Origin of the sequence: Skermanella mucosa, assembly GCF_016765655.2 — a bacterium.
Taxonomy (GTDB): Bacteria; Pseudomonadota; Alphaproteobacteria; order Azospirillales; family Azospirillaceae; genus Skermanella; species Skermanella mucosa.
The window spans coordinates 1,534,250-1,552,993 of record NZ_CP086106.1 but is presented as its reverse complement, the minus strand read 5'-3'; the positions used below and the strand labels follow the sequence as shown (position 1 = coordinate 1,552,993).

Genomic DNA, 18,744 nt, shown 5'->3' with positions numbered 1-18,744 from the left:
TGGGTCCCGTCAACCCTCGAAAAGCACACCCTGAAGAACGCAGGATATCCAGGAGGAACTGTCATGCCCCGCTTCGCCGCGGACAAACTGGTCGGCTACGCCGCCGCCCTGCTTCAGGCCGCCGGCCTGTCGCCCGCCCGCGCCCGGACCGTCGCCGAGATCCTGGTGGAAGGGGACCTGTTCGGCCACACCACCCACGGCCTGCAACTGCTGCCCGGCTATCTGAAGGAGATCGACTCCGGCGATATGACGGTGTCGGGCGACCCGGAAACCCTGGCCGACACCGGCCCCGCCGTCACCTGGGACGGCCGTCGCCTGCCCGGCCCCTGGCTGGTCGTCCAGGCGCTCGACCTCGCCAGCCAGCGGGCGGTCCAGTACGGCACGGCCACGGTGGTGATTCGCCGAAGCCACCACATCGCCTGCCTCGCGGCCTACCTGAAGCGTGCCACCGACCGGGGACTCGCGATCATCCTGGCCAGTTCCGACCCGGCGGGCGCCAGCGTCACGCCGCACGGCGGCATCGGCCGGCTGATGACCCCTAACCCGCTGGCCGCGGGCTGGCCGACCACCAGCGGGCCGGTGCTGCTGGACGTCAGCATGTCGACCACCACCAACGGCCTGACCAACCGCTGCCATGCGGAGGGCAAGCCCCTGCCCCACCCCTGGCTGATCGACGGGCACGGCGAGCCGACCGCCGACGCCTCGGCCTATTTCGCCGATCCGCCCGGCGCGATCCTGCCGCTCGGCGGGCTCGACCTCGGGCACAAGGGCTACGCGCTGGGGCTGATGATCGAGATGATGACCTCGGCGCTGGGCGGCTACGGCCGGGCCGACGGCGCCACCGGCTGGGGCGCCTCGGTGTTCCTGCAGGTGTTCGACCCGGACGCGTTCGGCGGGCGCGACGCCTTCCTGCGCGAGACGGGCTGGCTGGCCGACAAGGCGCATTCCATCCCGCCGCGCCCCGGCGCCCCGCCGGTCCGTTTGCCCGGCGAAGGCGGGCTGAAGCGCCGCGCGGAGCAGCTGCGCAACGGCGTCGACCTCTACGCCGGCATCGGCGAGTCCCTGGAACCCTGGGCGGCCCGTTTCGGCGTCGAGCCGCCGGAGGCGATGTCGGCGGCAGGCTAATCCTGACGGGAGGGTGCGCGTCTCGCGCACCATGGGCGGCGGGACGCCGCCCCTCCCCCGACCACCCTTCTTGATCCTGATCAATGAACAGGTCCGTCCATGGGGGGATGCTGCCGATGCGACAGGAAAGCCGGTCACGCCGATTCGTGACGGAACCAGAAGAGGGGGAGAAATTCCATGGCGCTCAAGAACCTGATGGTCGTCGTCGACACCAACAAGCCGGCCGCGGCGCGGATCGACGCCGCGGCCATGCTGGCCGCCCGGCACGACGCCCACCTGACGGGCCTGTTCGTATCGGCCCCGCCGGCGCTGCCGAGCTATGTCGCCGGCGAACTGGGCGACAGCGTGATCGCCCTTCAGCGGCGCATGGCGCAGGAGATCGCCGACCAGGCGGCCGACCTGTTCCGCCAGCGGGTCGAACTGGCCGGGATCGGCTCCCGGGCGGAGTGGCGGCCCCTGCGCGGCGACCCGACGGAGGTGACGGGGATCGTCGGCCGCTACGCCGACCTCGTGATCCTGGGCCAGATCGACCCCGACCGGAACCGCGACGTGCCGCCGGTCCATCCGGAGGACGTCCTGTTCGATTGCGGCCGGCCGGTGCTGATGGTGCCTTATGCCGGGAAGTTCCCGACCATCGGCGAGCAGGTGGTGGTCGGCTGGAACGCCAGCCGCGAGGCCGCGCGCGCGGTTAACGACGCCCTGCCGTTCCTGGAGACCGCGAAGAAGGTCAGCGTCCTGGCGGTCAACCCGAAGACCGGCATGAACGGGCTGGGCGACGAGCCCGGGGCCGATATCAGCCTGCATCTGGCGCGCCACGGCGTGGCGGTCACGGCCGACCACGTCAATGCCCGCGGGATGGATCCCGGCGACATGATCCTGAACTACGTGACCGACGCGTCGGCCGACCTGCTGGTCATGGGAGCCTATGGCCGGTCGCGGTTGCGCGAACTGGTGTTGGGCGGCGTGACGCGGCATATTATGCAGCACATGACCATACCGGTGCTGTTCTCCCACTGAGCGGCCCCGGTCCGGCACCGACGCGCATTTCGGATTGGGACCCCCATGATTCTGGTTTTCGGCTCGCTCAACATGGACCTCGTGATGACGGTCCCCTCGCTACCGAAACCGGGAGAAACGGTCCTTTGCCCCGCCTACCAGCTGAAGCCGGGCGGCAAGGGCAACAACCAGGCGATCGCGGCGGCCCGCGCCGGTGCCGCGGTCGCCATGGCCGGCTGCATCGGTCCCGATGCCTTCGGCTCGACCCTGGTCGAGAACCTGGTGCGCAACGGGGTCGACACCTCGGGCATCCAGGTGACGGAGACGGCGACCGGTTGCGCCATGATCTGCGTCGACGGCGACGGAGAGAACTTCATCTCGGTCGCCAGCGGTGCCAACCTGTCGGCGTCGGCCGACCATGTCGCCGACGACAGGCTCGGCGCGGGCGTCACCGTGCTGATGCAGATGGAGGTGCCGGCGGAGCAGAACTGGGCGCTGATCCGGCGCGCCCGCGCGCTGGGCGCCCGCACCGTCCTGAACGTGGCGCCGGCCGCCGACGTGCCGCCGGACATCCTGAAGCTGATCGACATCCTGGTGGTCAACGAGCACGAGGCCGCCGAGATCGCCGAGCGGCTGGAGCTTTCCGCCAGTTCGGCGACCGGGCTCGCCCGCGACCTCGCCCGCACCTGCGGCGTCACCTGCGTGGTGACCCTGGGCGGCGCCGGCGCGCTGATGGCCGAATCGGGCGGCTCGCTGTGGACGGCCGCGCCGCTGAAGATTCACCCGGTCGACACCACCGGGGCGGGCGACGCCTTCTGCGGCATCCTCACGGCGGCGCTCGACGGCGGCGCCACTCCGGACGAGGCCCTGCACCGGGCCAGCGTCGGGGCCTCGATCGCCTGCCTGGGCCTGGGCGCGCAGGAGAGCCTGCCGACCGCCGAGGCGATCGAGGCGCGTCTGGCCGAGGTTTCCGCACCGCTGCGGCTGTCCTGACCCGCTTCTCTCTGCTAACGTGCGGGTGCGGACTCCCTGATTCGAACCGAGACGATACATGCCGATCATCAATCGCATCGCCGATTTCCACGACGAGATGACCGCCTGGCGGCGCGATCTTCATGCCCATCCGGAGACCGCCTTCGAGGAATTCCGCACCTCCGGCATCGTCGCGGCGAAGCTGGAGGAATGGGGCATCGCTGTCCATCGGGGACTGGGCGGCACCGGGGTCGTCGGCACCCTGAAGGCCGGCGGCGCATCCGGGGCCGACAGGGTGATAGCACTGCGCGCCGACATGGACGCGCTGAACATGCAGGAGGAGAACGACTTCCCGCATGCGTCCACGGTGCCGGGAAAGATGCATGGCTGCGGCCATGACGGCCACACCGCCATGCTGCTGGGAGCGGCGAGGTACCTGGCGGAAACCCGGAACTTCGACGGCACGGTCCATTTCATCTTCCAGCCCGCGGAAGAGGGCAAGGGCGGCGCCCAGAAGATGGTGCAGGAGGGGCTGTTCGACCTGTTCCCGGCCCGAGAGGTCTACGGGATGCACAACTGGCCGGAAATGCCGGCCGGCTCGATCGCGGTCCGCACCGGGCCGATCATGGCCGCGGCCGATCAGTTCGACATCCGGGTGCGCGGCCACGGCGCGCACGGCGCCATGCCCCACCACGGCGTCGACCCGGTGGTGGTCGCGGCCCATGTGGTGACGGCGCTGCAGAGCCTGGTCAGCCGCAACACCGACCCCCTGCGCTCGGCCGTGGTCAGCGTGACCCAGATCCACGGGGGCGCCGCCTACAACGTGATCCCGGCGGAGGTGGTGCTGAGCGGCACCGTCAGGACCTTCGAGACCGCCGTGCAGGACCACGTCGAAGCCGGCCTGAAGCGCGTCGCGACGGCCACGGCGGAAGCCTTCGGCGCGGTGGCGGAGGTGGATTACCGGCGGAACTACCCGGCCACGGTCAACACCGCCGCCGAGACCGATTTCGCCGCCCGGGTCGCGGCCGACGTGGTCGGCGAAGCCCAGGTGATCCATGATCCCGCGCCCAGCATGGGGGCGGAGGATTTCGCCTTCATGCTGAACGAGCGGCCGGGTTCCTATGTCTGGATCGGCCAGGCAGGCGGCCCGAGCGGCTGCATGGTCCACAACCCGCGCTATGACTTCAACGACGGGATCCTGCCGATCGGCGCCAGCTACTGGGCCAAGCTGGTCGAAACCGCCCTGCCGCGAGTCGCCTGACCCATGCCCAAGTTCCTGCTGGCGGCGCTCGGCGCCGTCCTGATATCCGCCACCGGCTGCACCTCGGCGATGAACCTGCTGGCCGGCGAACCTCTCTCCAACCCGGAGGGCGCCCGGATCGCCCAGGCACCCGGCATCGACGGCCAGTTCGAGTGGAGCGGCGCCCAGGCGTCCGTGCAGGGCCGCACCACGATCGTCGCCCGCACCCAGGAGCAATGGGAGAACCTCTGGCAGCTCGCCGCCACGCCGGCGCCCGGTCCGCTGCCCGAGGGCTGGATGGGAATCGGCGTCTTCCTCGGCATGCGCCAGACGGCCGGCTACGGGGTGGCGATCGAGAACATCGCGGAGCAGGTGACGACCGACCGGCAGTTCATCGAGCAGGGCCTGCCGGCCAGCCGTGAGCTGGTGGTCTCCTACGGCGAGCGCGCCCCGGAGCCCGGAGCCATGACCGCCCAGGTGCTCACGTCGCCATACGTCATCCGGATCGTCCGCCGCGACGACTCGCCGATCCGGTTCGCCCAGACAAGATAGGCGGAGACAGCGGGAAACCGACTTCGGCCGTCACTCCAGCGTGACGGTCGTGCCCTCGCGCGCCGCGAAGACGGGAGCCCAGGCGGACTGCGCCTCGGCCTCCAGCCCGGCCATGAAAGCGTCGTCATGGTCGGGCTCGTGATGGAACAGGGCAAGGCGGCGGGCTCCCGCCTCCCGGCACAGTCTGACGCCCTCCACCCAGGTGGAGTGGCCCCAACCGGCTTTGCAGGCGAACTCCTGCTCCGTGTAGGTGGCATCGTAGATCACGAGGTCGGCCCCCGCGATCAGGTCCAGGATGTTGCGGTCGGGCGTCCCCGGGACATGTTCGGTGTCGGTGACGTAGGCCAGCGAACGGCCCTCGTGGTCGATCCTGTAGCCGCAGGCGCCGTCGGGATGGTTGAGCGCCGCGGTGCGCACCCGGATGCCGCCGTCCAGGGTCAGGGTGTCGGCCGGGCTGAAGTTCTCGAACGTCATGTCGGCCTTCATGGTCCGCATGGGCACCGGGAACAGCGGCGGCTCCATCTGGCTGGCCAGGATCGAGCGGATGTTGGGGCAGCCCTGGAAGCGCGCCGCCATGATCCTGAAGGAGAAATCCTGGTTGTACGCCGGATGGAAGAACGGGAATCCCGCGATATGGTCCAAGTGGAAATGGCTGAGCAGGATGGTCGCCCGCCGCGTCGTGCGTTTCATCAGGTGCTTGCCCAGGCCGCGGAAGCCGGTGCCGCAATCCAGGATGATGGTATGGTTCCCCACCTGCACCTCGACACAGCTCGTGTTCCCGCCGAACAGGACATGTGTCGGAGATGGGCACGGAATCGTGCCGCGCACCCCCCAGAAGGTCGCACTGAACGCCATGGCAAACCCGTACCGGAATCAAGACAAGCGCGCACCCTACTACCACATGCGCACCGCCATAGTGACGCGGATCACAACTTTGGACAATCTTCCAAAAACGGGTTTGCGCTTTTTCAGCGCCTAGCCAGACGCCGGTATGTCAACTCCCGGCACGTGTGAGGTTCAGGGTGTCCTCCACCACCGCCGGATCGATGAAAAGCCCGGCGATGAAGCCGAAGACATAGAACGCGGCCCCTTCGTCCCAGCGCGTCAGGGTCGGGCTCCAGAGCGGCTGGCGCTGAATCGCCGCGACGGCGGCGCTGGTCATGGCGTTGATGAACAGGAACCCGGCCAGCATCACCGGAAACAGATGCGGCGGCCACAGCAGGGCGAGGACCAGGGAAAACCCGCTCAGCAGGGCGAAACGCATCATGCTGCGGGCATTGGGGTCCGCGGGTTCCGGGTCGCGGCGCCGGTTGGTGTCAGAGTCGAACATGATCGCCATCCTCCGGCCGATATCCAAAATTCGCTGCCTTGCAGATGGCACCGCGCCGCATCGTTACAAGCCCGTCCGGGACTCGCGCCCGGGGGTGGTCAGAAGCAGGCGATCAGGGCGCGCTTCAGGTCGTCCGGATTGACCGGCTTGTGCAGCAGCCGGCACTGGGCCTTCTGGGCCTCGATCAGCCGTTCGGGCGACGTGTCGCCGGTCATGACCAGGCCGGCGATCTCCGCGTGGTGGCCGCTCTGCCTGACCAGGTCGATCACTTCGGCCCCGGTGGCGCCGTTGGGCAGGCGGTAGTCGGTCAGCACGAGGTCGAGCGGACTGTCCAGTTCGGGCAGCAGTTCGGCCACCTCGTCCAGCCCGCCGGCGCGGATCACGCGCATGCCCCAGTCCTCCAGCAGCATCACCAGCGCGGTCAGGACGGCATGGTCGTCGTCCACCACCAGGATGGACCGCTCGGCGAGGATGCGGTCCTGCCACTGCTCATGGCCGCGCCAGAGCTTTTCCGGCGGCTTCACCGGCGCGTCGGCGATCGGCACCGTGACGGTGAAGATGGCGCCTTCCCCGACCTTGGAGCGCACGCCCACGGGATGGCCGAGCAGCCGCGCGGTCCGGGCGACCGTGCCCAGGCCCAGGCCGATCCCGCGGCTGCGGTCGCGGGCCGGATTGTCCAGCTGCAGGAAGTCCTGGAAGATCGCCTCGGTCTTGTCCTCCGGGATGCCCGGACCGGTGTCGGCGACATGGATGTCGACCGTGGTCTCGTTCGGGATGCATTCGAGCAGGATGCAGCCGCGCATCGTGAACTTGACCGCGTTGGACAGCAGGTTGCGCAGGATCTGCTCGAGCAGGACAGGGTCGCTGGAGACCGCGACCTTGGCCGGCCGCACCTCGAACAGCAGGCGGGCGGCGGTGGTCTGGCCCTCGAACTCGGCGGCGAGCCGCTCCAGCAGTTCGTCCAGGTTGAACGGCTGGATCACCGGCTTGACAATGCCGGCGTCGAGCCGGGCCGCGTCCAGCAGCCCGTTCAGCATGCCCTGGAGTCCCTTGACCGAGACGTCGATCATGCCGATCAGGTCGCGCGCGTCGGGCGGCAGGATCTTGTGGTTCAGCAGGTCGAGGAACAGGGACACGGCCTGGATCGGCTGGCGCAGGTCGTGGCTGACCGCGGCGAGGAAGCGGGTCTTGGCGGCGCTCGCCTCGGTCGCGGCGTCGCGGGCGCGGCGCAGCTCCTGTTCGGCCAGCCAGTCCACCGTGATGTCGCGGATGATCCCGACCATCCGCTGGGCGGTCCCGTCGGTCCGGCGGATCACTTCGCCGACCGAGGCGATCCAGCATATGCGGCCTTCCCGGTGGACGACCCGGAAGATGTGGTTCCAGTCCGCCCTGCCCGCGATGGCATCCTCCAGCCCCCGGCGGAACGCCTCGATATCGTCCGGATGGATGCGGCCGAAGAACGGATCGATATGCGACCCGACCTCGCCCGGCTGGAAGCCGAACAGGCGGTCGACCAGCACCGACCGGATCATCGACCCGGTCGCCGGATCGTACTCGAACTCCCCGAGGGCGGCCGCCTGGGTCGCCAGCCGCAGCCGGCGCTCGCCGTCGCGGACCGCCCGCTCCGCCCGGGCCCGCTCGACCGCCTCCCCGATCAGTTCGGCCACCCGTTCCGCCAGGTCGATCTCGTCCATGGTCCACTGGCGCGGGACCCGCTCCTGAAGGGACAGGAGTGCCAGCAGTCGGGCCGACCGGGTCAGCGGAACCACCAGCATGGCCCGCGCGTCGATCCGCTCGAACGCGGGGATGCCCTCGGCGGTGCGTGCGTCGGAGCGGACATCGTCGACGACCAGGGTATGGCCGCGCTGGAGCGTCTCCAGCGCCCTGGCGCCGAAATCGGCGAGCCGGATGTCTCCCGGCACCTCGCGCACGCCGTCCCGGTATTGGCGCAGGCCGGTCACGGTGAGCCGTCCGGGATCGATCTCGGCGTAGACCATGCGCGAGACCCCGAAATGCCGTCCCGCCAGGACGAGCGCCACCTCCATCATCTCGGTCGGGTCGACCAGCAGGCGGACCGCCTCGTTGAGGTCGGCCATCAGGCGCTGGCGCGCCTCCTGCTGCTTGCGGGACGTGATGTCGGTCTCGATGATGCCGAGGCCGTCCGGCGAGGGGTAGACATGGTATTCGAACCAGCGGCCGAGCCGGGGGTGGAACGCCTCCGCGTGGACCGGGACCTGTTCGGTCTCCGCCCGGTGGGCGGCGGCCTGGAGCGGGCTGCCGACCGCTTCGGGGAACAGCTCCCAGAACGAGCGGCCGATCATGTCCTCGGGCGCCATCCCGCAGGCCTCGGCGGCCATCCGGTTGACCCGGGTGAAGCGCCAGGCATGGTCGACCGACATGAAGGCGTCGGTCAGGCTGGACAGGACGGTGTTGAGGGTCGAGCGCGCGGTCGCCGCTTCCATCGCGGAGGCGAGGGCGAGCGACGCGGCGGCCATCAGGGCCTCGACGGTCGCCCTGTGGTCCGGCGGGGCGGCCCCGTCGATGAAGGCGGCGAGCCGGTGGTTCCTCTTGCCCAGCCGGTCCGTGACCACGGCGAGCAGGAGCTGCCCGGCCGGTTCGGTCGCGGAGGCTCCCGCGAGATCCGCCGCCACGGCGCCGTCCTCGGCCGGAAAGTCCGGCACGCCCGGCGCCAGCCGGAACAACGCATCGAGCCGGCATCCCGGGGGGATCTCGACGCCCGCCCGGCCGGCCAGCCGGGCGAGCGCCGGGTTGGCGTGGATCACCGGCATCCGTCCGACGAGGCCGCCGGATCGGGCATCCGCCGGCGGCCCCGCCAGCAGGATCGGGACCGGCGCCCGGTCAAGGACCTCGAAAGCTTCGGGGGGAAAGAACTCGGAGGAGCGGACGTCCTCCCTCCCGCACTCTTCCCGGCCATCGTCGGTCCGGTCGGCGCCGTCGCGGCGCCCGCTGGACCAACACCCCGGAGTCGTTTTCCCTGCGATGGTGTCTGCCATTCCCGAATGGACCCGAGGATCGGAGAGCGGATGCTCGCATTTGATAACAAATTTGATCTTCGAAGGCGACTGAATACAGTTTTGCGTCGCTTAAGTCGGTATCGCGTGAAAGCTTTTCCCGCTTCGGGATGTCACGGCATGGTCCGGCGCATCGCCGGGGCGCCGCCAAGCCCATCGGGCGACGGCGGAGCCGGCACGATGTCCTTCAGGTGGATGTCGGTCTTGTGGTCGAACAGCTGGAGCAGCAGTTCCTCGATGTCCTTGTCGCCCTTGCCGCCGCAATCGTTGAAGACGCGCGCCACGGCCTTCCTCTGGAAGTCGGCGCGGTGGGCCTCCTCCCCCCGGTATCCGGTTTCCCGGACCACGGCCAGGGCGGAGCGGAACGGCGGCAGTAGGCCCAAGGGGATCTTGGACCGCTCGAAGGCGGCGCGCAGGCCGAGCTGCCCCTCGTCGAACACCAGCAGGCGGGCGTTCGCCATGCTGAGGTTGCAGCGGACGGCGACCCCGGCCACGAAGAGATCGACGTCGCCGCAGCACAGCGAGCGGAACAGCAGCGACGGGCTGAGCCTGTTGTTGGCGTGCAGGTGCTTGACGAACAGCTCGACGTCGCGGAAGCGGCCCGCCATGGGCTTCAGCAGGAGAAGCGTCGCCGCCTCCCGGCCATGCTCGACCAGCCCGCCGAGCAGACCGGCGGGAAGGTCGTGGCGCGCCGCCAGCTCGTCGCGGATCTCCTCCGAGACGTAGTGGATCAGCTTCTCGATCACGGTGATCGGCAGGTCGTCCCGCCCCGCCATGGACTCGCTGATGGTCTCGATCGCGCCGAAGCGGTCGAGGGTCCTGTGCAGGGTCGGCTCGGCCAGGATGGCGCCGGGGTTGCGGACCAGCCGCTCGATGGCGGTGATGTTGGCGGTATCCACGATGGCCTCGGACAGACGGGCCGACACCTCGTCGCGGGCGGCGATCGCGACCTGCTTCTTGCTGTCGCGCTGCTGCACCACCTCGACCAGGAAGTCGTCCGGCAGCACCGTGGCATGGCGCAGCACCGGGAAGGCCACCTCGGCGACGTCCTGGGCCAGGCGCTTCGCCAAGTCGGTGTTCAGCAGCGGGCTGTTGTAGATCTGCCAGGCGACCGCCTCGCGCACCGCCATCTCCGCGTCGATCGCGAGACGCTGGAGGATCTGGCGCACCAAGTCCTGCTCCTTGTCGGAGAACCGCCCGGACTCGAAGTCGGCGATCACCTTCGACATGGTTTCGATGCGGGCCTGCGGCGACCGATCCACCAGCAGACGTTTTACATCCTGTTCCGAAAGGCCTGATCCGGTCATCATCCCCTCCCGCCCGAAGGGACGGCCGCAGATACGAGACTTATTGTTTCGTCTTTATGGAGTATCATTAGCACTAAAGGATAAATGCCACAACATCGCCGCTGCCCCCTGCACCTCGTGCATACGCCCTCAGGCGCGCTTCACGGCGAGCCGGATCGCCGGCCCCATCGCGTCGGTCGAGGTCCGGCCCAGCTCGATCAACTCGTCGGAGCGGTCGAAGTCCAGGATCCCGATATGGCCCAGCCGGGGCGCGATCAGGACGTCGGGCGGCTCTCCCGCCAGCCGGGAGCGGGTGATGCGGTCCTGCATGATGTCGATCGAGCCGGCCAGGATCTCCAGCACGTTGGGGACCGGCTCGCGCGCGGTCGTCAACTGGCTGGCGAGGAAGCGGGTCCGGTCGCTGAGGCGGCTGCCGATCCGGGTGTTCAGCAGGGCGGCCAGCACGGGGGGCTTTTCAACGGGCGGCTTCTCCTCCGGGAAACCGGAAGCCTTGGCCAGCCGCGGCAGGGTCGCGAGGTCGCCGTTGAGGTTGACCGCGATCACCACGTCGGCGCCCAGCGCCCGGCACAGCGACACGGGCACCGGATTGACCAGCGCGCCGTCGACCAGCCACTGGCCGTCGTGCAGGACGGCGGGGAACAATCCCGGCATCGCGGCGGAAGCCCTGACCACGTCGAGCAGATGGCCTTCCCTCAGCCAGACCTCCCGACCGGTCGCCAGGTCGGTCGCGACCGTCGCGAACACGGTGGGCAGGTGCTGGATCAGCACGTCGGTCCGGTCGTTGCGGAATTGCTCGAAGGCCTTGGTGATGGAGACCAGGCCGCCGCGGGAGAAGGTCACGTCCAGCAGCTTCAGCACGCCGAACAGGCCCATGGTCGAGGCCCATTCCTGAAGCGCGTCGAGCTGGCCGGTCAGCCATGCGCCGCCGACCAGGGCGCCGACCGAGGTGCCGCAGACGATATCGGGCTTGATGCCCAAGGCTTCGAGCGAGCGGAGCACGCCGATATGCGCCCAGCCGCGCGCGGCTCCGCTGCCCAGTGCGAGACCGATCTTCAAGGCGATCCCCGATCCTGACGGCCCGCCGCGGCGGGCTCCGCCCCCGCCTGACGGGGGTTCGGGGAATGTTTGAACGATCCCGCGGCGGATTGGAAGTGCGGTGTCCGAGCCTGGATCAGGCCTTGATGTTGAGCAGCTTGCCGCCGCCGTTCGCCCCGCCCGAGGCCTGGGCCGAATTCTGGACGAGTTCCTTGGTGCTTTCCAGCGCCTGGGTGACCACCTGGGCCTGGGTCTGCTGGCTCTTCTGCCCGATTTTCAGGCCGACGACACCGAGGGGCGAGGGATATTGACCGACTTCCATGGTTCCGCTCCGCATTTTGCGTGATTGCGAAAAGATGTTAACCCTTTAGATCGAATGAGTCAACGAAGATGGGCGACATTGTCGCGCCATATTCGGTACGATTCGATTTCCTAAAGTTTTAACTTATTGTCCACTAGCATCATACGAAAGTCATGGAACGGCTGGATGCCGGACGCCCCTGTCGGGCGTTCCGGGCGGTTTTCCAGCGGTCCAAGATCCGGAAAAGGGCCTCCTGCGTGTCTGAAAGTTCTCAAGCGATCGGGACAACCCGCGTCTTCTACGAGTTGCACACCTATCACGGCAGCTACTGGATGTGCGCGAAGACCACGCAGGACCGCGAGGAGGCGGAAATCGGCGCGCGCAACGCGCAGGCGGATAAAGTCGGCATGGGCGCGCGGGTAGCACTCTGCACGGAGTACGAGGATTACGGCCATGTCAGCCGGACCATCCTGTCCCGCGCGCTGTGGCGCGACGGCGCGGTCGATCCGTCCGCTCCGCTGATCATGCCCGTCCCGGGCGGCGACGGGATCTGCCGGACCCCCGCCGACCTGCGCGGCGACCGGGCGCGGGAGGCCATCGCCGCGGCCCTGCAACGCTACCTCGACGACAACCGGCTGACCCCGCTGGAGCTTCTCCATTCCGAGGCCCACGCCCTGCGCCTCAACGACGCGGGCACCACCTTGCAGGGGGCCTTGCAGAAGGCCGCGATCGCCCAGGTCCAGGGATCGGACGTGCCGGTCCAGCGCCGCTTCAAGGAACTCCTGGCGCTGACCGACCAGCTGTTGAACGACCTCCGGGCCGACGCCAAGCGGGCTCCCATCCGGGCCTGCGCGCCCGGCGGATACGGCACCCAGTGCGCGGCGCTGGAGGCGAAGCATCCCGACTCGGCGCAGTACCACATCTTCCGCGCCCTGGCGCTCTACCTGGCCGACGCCAAGGGCTGGATCGGCAAGCTCGACGCGCTGGGCCATCTGGTGGAGGAGGACCTGCCGGCGCGCCACGCCATGCCGCTGGACGCGATCATGGCGGAGATCGTCAACGCGACCAACGCCACCGCCGACCTGACCGGCCCGGACCACGCCGACCGGCTGACCCAGATCCGGGCGCTGCTGGACCTGCATGCCGGCCGCTACGAGCCGCCGTCGAACCGTGCCTCGGACGGCATCCGGGCGCTGAACTGGCTGGTCCGGCAGGGCCGCTGCCCGCGCACCCGCAGCACGATCGAGCGCCGGGTTATCCGGGAACTGACCAACATCGCCCCGCTGAAGGCCGAGCGGGCGCTGTGGAACCAGGCGCAGACGCTCCACCTGCTGATGGAGCTGTTCAAGGCGACCCCGCCGCTGGCCGACGACATCGAGATGCTGGAGACGCTGGAGCAGCGGGCGCTGCGCCTGATCAACCCGGAAAGCGTGGCCGAGGCGATCGGCCAGTGCAAGCTGCCGTCGGAGAAGGTGCGGACGCTGGTGCGCATCGTCGACCTGATGCCCTATGTCGCCAGCAAGGCCAAGATGACGGAATTCGTCCGCGCCGCCTGGTCGCCCGAGGACCTGATCCGCGAGAGCGGCGGCAAGGACAGGCCGGCCGCCCTGCCCGTCCTGGTCGGCATGCACCGCGACGTGGCCGGCGCCGAGATGGACGAGGATACCAAGTCCAAGCTGCTGGCCGACCTGGACAACACGATGCTGGACATCGTCCGCCTGGACGTGCTGAACGCGCCCAACCGCAGTTTCACCGACAGGATCCTTCAGCTCATGAAGCTGTGCGCCGGCTCCCCCCTGCCCGAGGGCAAGGCCCGGGCCTGCGCGGTGGAAGCGGTCGGCCGCGCGGTCAACAGCCCGGAGTTCCTGGAGCCTTTCCTGAAGCGGTTCAAGGCGGAGGCCGACCGCAAGCAGGCGCTGCTGTCGCTGCGCAGCCTGCTGAAATCGTCGGGGCTTGCGGGGCGGTAGGCCCGTCTTCACCGAAAATTCCGGCCGTCGGGGAAGATCTTCGCTTCCGGCGGGGGCCGCCTGACCTCGTCGGCGCGGGCGATGGCGCCAGCCAAGTCGGGTACGGGAGCGGGTCCGCCGGTCAGTTCGCGCAGGCGCGGGCTCTGGTCGGACAGGTGGTCGACCAGCAGGTGGATCACCCCGTCGTGGCGCTCGACCCGGCCGGTGGCGGCGATCAGCCGGGCGGTCAGGACGATCCGGCGGAACCGCTCGAACACGGGCGGCACGACGATCAGGTTGGCGACGCCGTGCTCGTCCTCCAGCGTGATGAAGACGACGCCGGCGGCGCTGCCCGGCCGCTGGCGCACCAGCACCAGTCCGGCGACGGTCAGCCGCGTATTGTGCCGCGCCTCGTCGAGGCGGGTGGAGGGAGAGACGCCGGCCCGTTCCAGCCCCGGCCGCAGCAGGTAGAGCGGGTGGCACTTCAGCGACAGGGACAGGCTGGCATAGTCCTCGACCACGTGCTCGCCCAGCGCCATGTCGGGCAGCGTGACTTCGGGTTCCGGCGATGCCGGGCCGTCCAGCCGGGCGAACAGCGGCAGCGGTTCCGGCCCCAGCGCCTGCACGGCCCACAGGGCTGCACGCCGGTCCAGGCCGAGCGACCGCCAGGCGTCGGCCTGGGCGAGCAGTTCCAGCGCCGGTGCCGACAGCTCCGCGCGGCGCCGGACGTCGTGGGGATCGCGGAACGGCGCCCCGGACCGCGCCGCGACCAGGGCCGCGGCGTCGGCCTGCCGGAAGCCCTTGATCTGCCGGAATCCCAGGCGCAGCGCATGATACCCGGTGCCCGCCGGCTCCAGCGTGCAGTCCCAGTCGGACCGGTTGACATCCGGCCCCAGCACGGTCACCCCGTGGTCGCGGGCGTCGCGCACGATCTGGGCCGGGGCGTAGAATCCCATGGGCTGGCTGTTGAGCAGAGCGCAGGCGAACACGTCGGGGTGGTGGCATTTCATCCAGGCCGAGACATAGACCAGCAGCGCGAAGCTGGCGGCGTGGCTCTCGGGAAAGCCGTAGGTGCCGAAGCCCTCGATCTGGCGGAAGCAGCGCTCGGCGAAGGCGCGGTCGTAGCCGCGCCCGACCATGCCCTCGATCATCTTGGTCTCGAAGGTGTGGATGAGGCCGACCTTGCGGAAGGTCGCCATGGCGCGGCGGAGCTGGTCGGCCTCCGACGGGGTGAAGCCCGCCGCGACGATGGCGATCTTCATCGCCTGCTCCTGGAACAGCGGCACGCCCAGGGTCTTCTCCAGCACCCGGCGCAGCTCGTCCGAGGGGTATTCGACCTTCTCCTTGCCCTGGCGGCGGCGCAGATAGGGATGGACCATGTCGCCCTGGATCGGGCCGGGGCGGACGATCGCGACCTCGACCACCAGGTCGTAGAAGGTGCGGGGCTTGAGGCGCGGCAGCATGGACATCTGCGCCCGGCTCTCCACCTGGAACACCCCCAGGCTGTCGGCCCGGCACAGCATCTCGTACACGGCGGGGTCCTCGGCCGGGACGGTGGCGAGCGCCAGGTCGATGCCGCGGTGGTCGCGCAGCAGGTCGAAGCCCTTGCGCAGGCAGGTCAGCATGCCGAGCGCCAGCACGTCCACCTTCAGGATGCCCAGCGCGTCGATATCGTCCTTGTCCCACTCGATCGTGGTCCGGTCCGGCATGGCGGCGTTGACGATCGGGCACAGCTCCGACAGGGGACCGCGGGTGATCACGAAGCCGCCGACATGCTGGCCCAGGTGGCGGGGGAAGTTGATCAGCTCGCCGGAGAGGTCCAGCACCATACGCAGGGTCGGGTCGGCCGGGTCCAGGCCATGCTCCCGCGCGCGGTCCTCGTCGATGCCGTCCCGGCCCCAGCCCCAGATCGAGCCGGCCAGCCGGGCGACCGTGTCCTCCGACAGGCCCAGCGCCTTGCCTACCTCCCGGATCGCGCCGCGCGCCCGGTAGCGGCTGACCGTGGCGGCGATGCCGGCGCGGTCGCGACCGTACTTGGCGTAGATGTACTGGATCACCTCCTCGCGCCGCTCGTGCTCGAAATCCACGTCGATGTCGGGCGGCTCGTTGCGCGCGGCGGAGACGAACCGCTCGAACAGCAGGTCGGAGCGCGCCGGGTCCACCGCGGTGATGCCCAGGCAGTAGCACACCGCCGAGTTGGCCGCCGATCCCCTGCCCTGGCACAGGATCCCGCGCGAGCGGGCGTAGCGGACGATGTCGTGGACGGTCAGGAAATAGGGCGCGTAGCCCAGCTGCTCGATCAGCGGCAGCTCGTGGTCGATGGCGGCCCGGACCTTGGCCGGGATGCCGCCGGGATGCAGGTCGGCGGGATAGCGCTCGGCGGCGCCGATCTCCGTCAGGCGGGCCAACTCCTGCTGCGGGGTGCGGCCCCCGGTGGTGATCTCGTCCGGATATTCGTAGCGCAGCTCGTCCAGGGAGAAGGTGCAGGCCTCCGCGATCTCGACCGTGCGGGCGACGGCGTCGGGATGGCGGCGGAACAGGCGGGCCATCTCCTCCGGCGCCTTCAGGTGGCGCTCGGCGTTGGCCGCCAGCAGGTAGCCGGCGTCGTGGACGGTGCGGTGCTCGCGGATGCAGGTCAGCACGTCCTGGAGCACCCGGCGGTGCGGCGCGTGGTAATGCACGTCGTTGGTGGCGACCAGCGGCACCCGGACGTCGGCCGCCAGCGCCGCGAGCCGGACGAGACGCCTCGCGTCGTCACCCCGGTACAGGTGGCTGGCCGCGAGGTGCAGGCGCCTGCGGAACAGCTCGCGGTAGGCGCGCAGCGCGTCGGCGAAGTCCGGCCCGGGATGGTCCGGCGCCAGGGCGATCAGGATCTGGCCCTCGGCATGGTCGTGCAGGTCGGCCCGGGTCAGGTGGCACTGGCCCTTGGGCGCCCTCAGCCGCCCGGCGGTGAGCAGCCGCGACAGCCTGCCATAGGCGGCGCGGTCGGTCGGCAAGCAGAGCAGGCTCGGCCCGTCGGTCAGGTCCAGCCGGCAGCCGACCACCAGCCGGATGCCGGCCCCCTTGGCCGCGACATGGGCACGCACCACCCCGGCAAGGCTGTTGCGGTCGGTCACCGCGATGGCCGAGTGGCCCAGCGCCGCGGCGGTCGTCGCCAGCTCCTCCGCATGGGAGGCGCCGCGCAGGAAGCTGAAATTGGTCGAGACCTGGAGCTCGGCATAGACCGCCGCAGGGCTGGGCCTGGAAACCGGGGTCAGACCATTTCCCGCCGACTCTCCCGGAATGCCACCGTTCGGGGGAAATGGTGGTCTGACCCCGGTTTCCCTCGTCGTATCGTCGGACTCCGGCGGGGTCATGGAAAGAACCCGTGGAGATACCAGCGCGCCGCCCGGCCCGGCTGGTACAGGCCGGCGCGGTAGACCCAGAAGCGTTGTCCGTCCGCGTCCTCGACCCGGTAATAGTCGCGCAGCTCATCCAGTTCGCGCCACCATTCCGGTTCCAGCCGCTCCGGCCCCTCGGCATGGACGACCTTGTGCATCCCGTCCCGCCAGCGGAACGCCAGGGGCGGGTCGTCCGGGACGGGGGCGATCACGTCGATCGCCTCGGGCCGGGGCAGCAGGCGGAGCGGACGCGCGCGGTCCGCCGGCCAGGGGGCGGCGGCATCCTTCGATCCGGGGGACGGGCCGGACAACGCGGGAACCGCCTCGACCGCGTTCTCCGGCCACCAGCTCTCGCGCGGCATCAGGCGCCGGACCCCGGACAGGCCCAGGCGGTTGCCCAGCCGGTCCACCAGCTCGGCCACGTCTCCGGAGGTGACCGAGACAGGCCGGGAGTCGCCGACCGGCATCTCGACCTGCTCCGGGCCGAGCGGTTCGGCGGTGGCGGAAAGGATCATGATCTCGATGCCGGGGCCGGGCGCCACCCGGTCCAGCTTTTCGGCGAACAGGCGGGCCAGATGGGCGGGAGCCCGCACCGGCCGGCTGGTCCCGACTGTGGAGCGCTCCACTCGCCCGTCCACCCGGAAGAAGCGGAGCTCCAGCCGCCGGGCTCCCCTGCCCGCCCGCTCCAGCCCGGCGCACAACTCGTCCAGCAGGCGGCGGGTGACGTCCGCCAAGTTCTCCGGCGTCGAGATCGGCTCGGCGAAGGCGGCGCGCGCGACGTGGGGCGGGACCGGCCGGCGCGGCGAGATCGGCTCCGGCGACACGCCGAGCGCGAGGTCGAGCCGCCGGGTGACGACCAAGCCGAACCGCGTGGTGATCGCGGCGCGCGGCATGCCGTAGAGGTCGCCGACCCGCCGCATGCCGACCCGGCGCAGCCCGGCCGCCGTCTCGGCCGGCAGGCGCAGCGCTTCCACCGGCAGCCCGGCCAGCGCCTGCCGCCCGCGCCCCGGCGGCACGGCAACGATCCGCTCCCCGCCGTGCCGCGCCACCGCCCAGGCGGCCCCCGCCGAATCGGCGACCGCCGCCCCGGCCTGATAGCCGAACCCTTTCAACCGGCCGACCACGTCGCGGAGCAGCGCCGGCTCGCCGCCGAACAGGTGCGCGCACCCGGATATGTCGAGGAAGATGCCGTCCGGCGCGTCCAGCCCGACCCACGGCGTATAGCGCCCGCACCAGTCCGTCAGCCCGTCCAGCGCCTGGGCGTCGGCGGCAGGATCGGCATCGACGGGATGGACGGAGGGTTCCAGCGCGCGGGCGTCGGCCAGCGTCATGCCCGGCTGGATGCCGGCCGAGTCTGCCGAGGCATTGACCGCCGCGACGATCACCCGCCCGCGCTCCCCGAGGGTGGTGACGAGCGGCAAATCCCGCAGGGCCGGCTTGCGGCGGGCCAGCCGGTCGGTTGCCAAGCCGGGAAGCCATAGGGAGAGAACCCGCCGCGCCATCGATACTCCACTCCGTCAGTCCTCTT

General features: G+C 70.1%; 14 protein-coding genes. 6 read left to right on the top strand and 8 right to left on the bottom strand.

Annotated features, from left to right (window positions below; translation table 11 throughout):
• Nucleotides 1-63 precede the first annotated feature (63 nt).
• From JL100_RS07070 to JL100_RS07050, 5 genes are all read left to right on the top strand, one after another.
• On the top strand, nucleotides 64-1,125 hold the full coding sequence (locus JL100_RS07070; RefSeq protein WP_202680022.1) for an Ldh family oxidoreductase: 1,062 nt from the start codon (nucleotides 64-66) through the stop codon (nucleotides 1,123-1,125).
• Nucleotides 1,126-1,302: 177 nt separating this feature from the next.
• Nucleotides 1,303-2,142, top strand: coding sequence for a universal stress protein (locus JL100_RS07065; RefSeq protein ID WP_202680021.1), 840 nt, complete (start codon nucleotides 1,303-1,305; stop codon nucleotides 2,140-2,142).
• A 45-nt stretch (nucleotides 2,143-2,187) separates the two neighbouring features.
• Complete coding sequence (locus tag JL100_RS07060) at nucleotides 2,188-3,114, top strand: ribokinase (RefSeq protein WP_202680020.1); 927 nt, start codon at nucleotides 2,188-2,190, stop codon at nucleotides 3,112-3,114.
• A gap of 58 nt (nucleotides 3,115-3,172) precedes the next feature.
• Nucleotides 3,173-4,354: a M20 aminoacylase family protein gene (locus JL100_RS07055; protein WP_202680019.1), complete on the top strand. Its 1,182-nt coding sequence runs from the start codon at nucleotides 3,173-3,175 to the stop codon at nucleotides 4,352-4,354.
• Nucleotides 4,355-4,357: 3 nt separating this feature from the next.
• Nucleotides 4,358-4,885: a protease complex subunit PrcB family protein gene (locus JL100_RS07050; RefSeq protein WP_202680018.1), complete on the top strand. Its 528-nt coding sequence runs from the start codon at nucleotides 4,358-4,360 to the stop codon at nucleotides 4,883-4,885.
• Nucleotides 4,886-4,915: 30 nt separating this feature from the next.
• Here JL100_RS07050 and JL100_RS07045 read toward each other — a convergent pair whose 3' ends face one another.
• The 6 genes from JL100_RS07045 to JL100_RS07020 all read right to left on the bottom strand — a co-directional run bounded on the left by JL100_RS07045 (nucleotide 4,916) and on the right by JL100_RS07020 (nucleotide 11,911).
• Entirely contained in the window at nucleotides 4,916-5,740 is an 825-nt protein-coding gene (locus tag JL100_RS07045) for an MBL fold metallo-hydrolase (protein ID WP_202680017.1), read from the bottom strand.
• 139 nt (nucleotides 5,741-5,879) lie between these two features.
• Complete coding sequence (locus JL100_RS07040; protein ID WP_202680016.1) at nucleotides 5,880-6,215, bottom strand: hypothetical protein; 336 nt, start codon at nucleotides 6,213-6,215, stop codon at nucleotides 5,880-5,882.
• Nucleotides 6,216-6,313: 98 nt separating this feature from the next.
• On the bottom strand, nucleotides 6,314-9,229 hold the full coding sequence (locus JL100_RS07035) for an ATP-binding protein (RefSeq protein WP_202680015.1): 2,916 nt from the start codon (nucleotides 9,227-9,229) through the stop codon (nucleotides 6,314-6,316).
• 131 nt (nucleotides 9,230-9,360) lie between these two features.
• On the bottom strand, nucleotides 9,361-10,554 hold the full coding sequence (locus JL100_RS07030) for a DUF2336 domain-containing protein (protein ID WP_202680014.1): 1,194 nt from the start codon (nucleotides 10,552-10,554) through the stop codon (nucleotides 9,361-9,363).
• Between the two features lie 129 nt (nucleotides 10,555-10,683).
• A complete protein-coding gene (rssA, locus tag JL100_RS07025) occupies nucleotides 10,684-11,610 on the bottom strand; it encodes a patatin-like phospholipase RssA (protein WP_211113045.1) in 927 nt (308 codons plus the stop codon).
• A gap of 115 nt (nucleotides 11,611-11,725) precedes the next feature.
• Entirely contained in the window at nucleotides 11,726-11,911 is a 186-nt protein-coding gene (locus JL100_RS07020) for a hypothetical protein (RefSeq protein WP_158044447.1), read from the bottom strand.
• Between the two features lie 236 nt (nucleotides 11,912-12,147).
• Between JL100_RS07020 and JL100_RS07015 the strand changes: the two genes are divergently transcribed.
• Nucleotides 12,148-13,857, top strand: a complete 1,710-nt coding sequence (locus JL100_RS07015) for a hypothetical protein (protein ID WP_202680013.1) — start codon at nucleotides 12,148-12,150, stop codon at nucleotides 13,855-13,857.
• Between the two features lie 8 nt (nucleotides 13,858-13,865).
• Here the strand turns inward: JL100_RS07015 and JL100_RS07010 are convergent, their stop codons facing one another.
• Both JL100_RS07010 and JL100_RS07005 read right to left on the bottom strand, forming a co-directional pair.
• A complete protein-coding gene (locus JL100_RS07010) occupies nucleotides 13,866-17,192 on the bottom strand; it encodes an error-prone DNA polymerase (protein ID WP_202680012.1) in 3,327 nt (1,108 codons plus the stop codon).
• Nucleotides 17,189-18,718 carry a Y-family DNA polymerase gene (locus JL100_RS07005; protein WP_202680011.1) on the bottom strand — a complete coding sequence of 510 codons (1,530 nt, stop codon included), beginning with the start codon at nucleotides 18,716-18,718 and terminating at the stop codon, nucleotides 17,189-17,191. Before JL100_RS07005 ends, JL100_RS07010 begins: the two co-directional genes overlap by 4 nt.
• Nucleotides 18,719-18,744 lie beyond the last annotated feature (26 nt).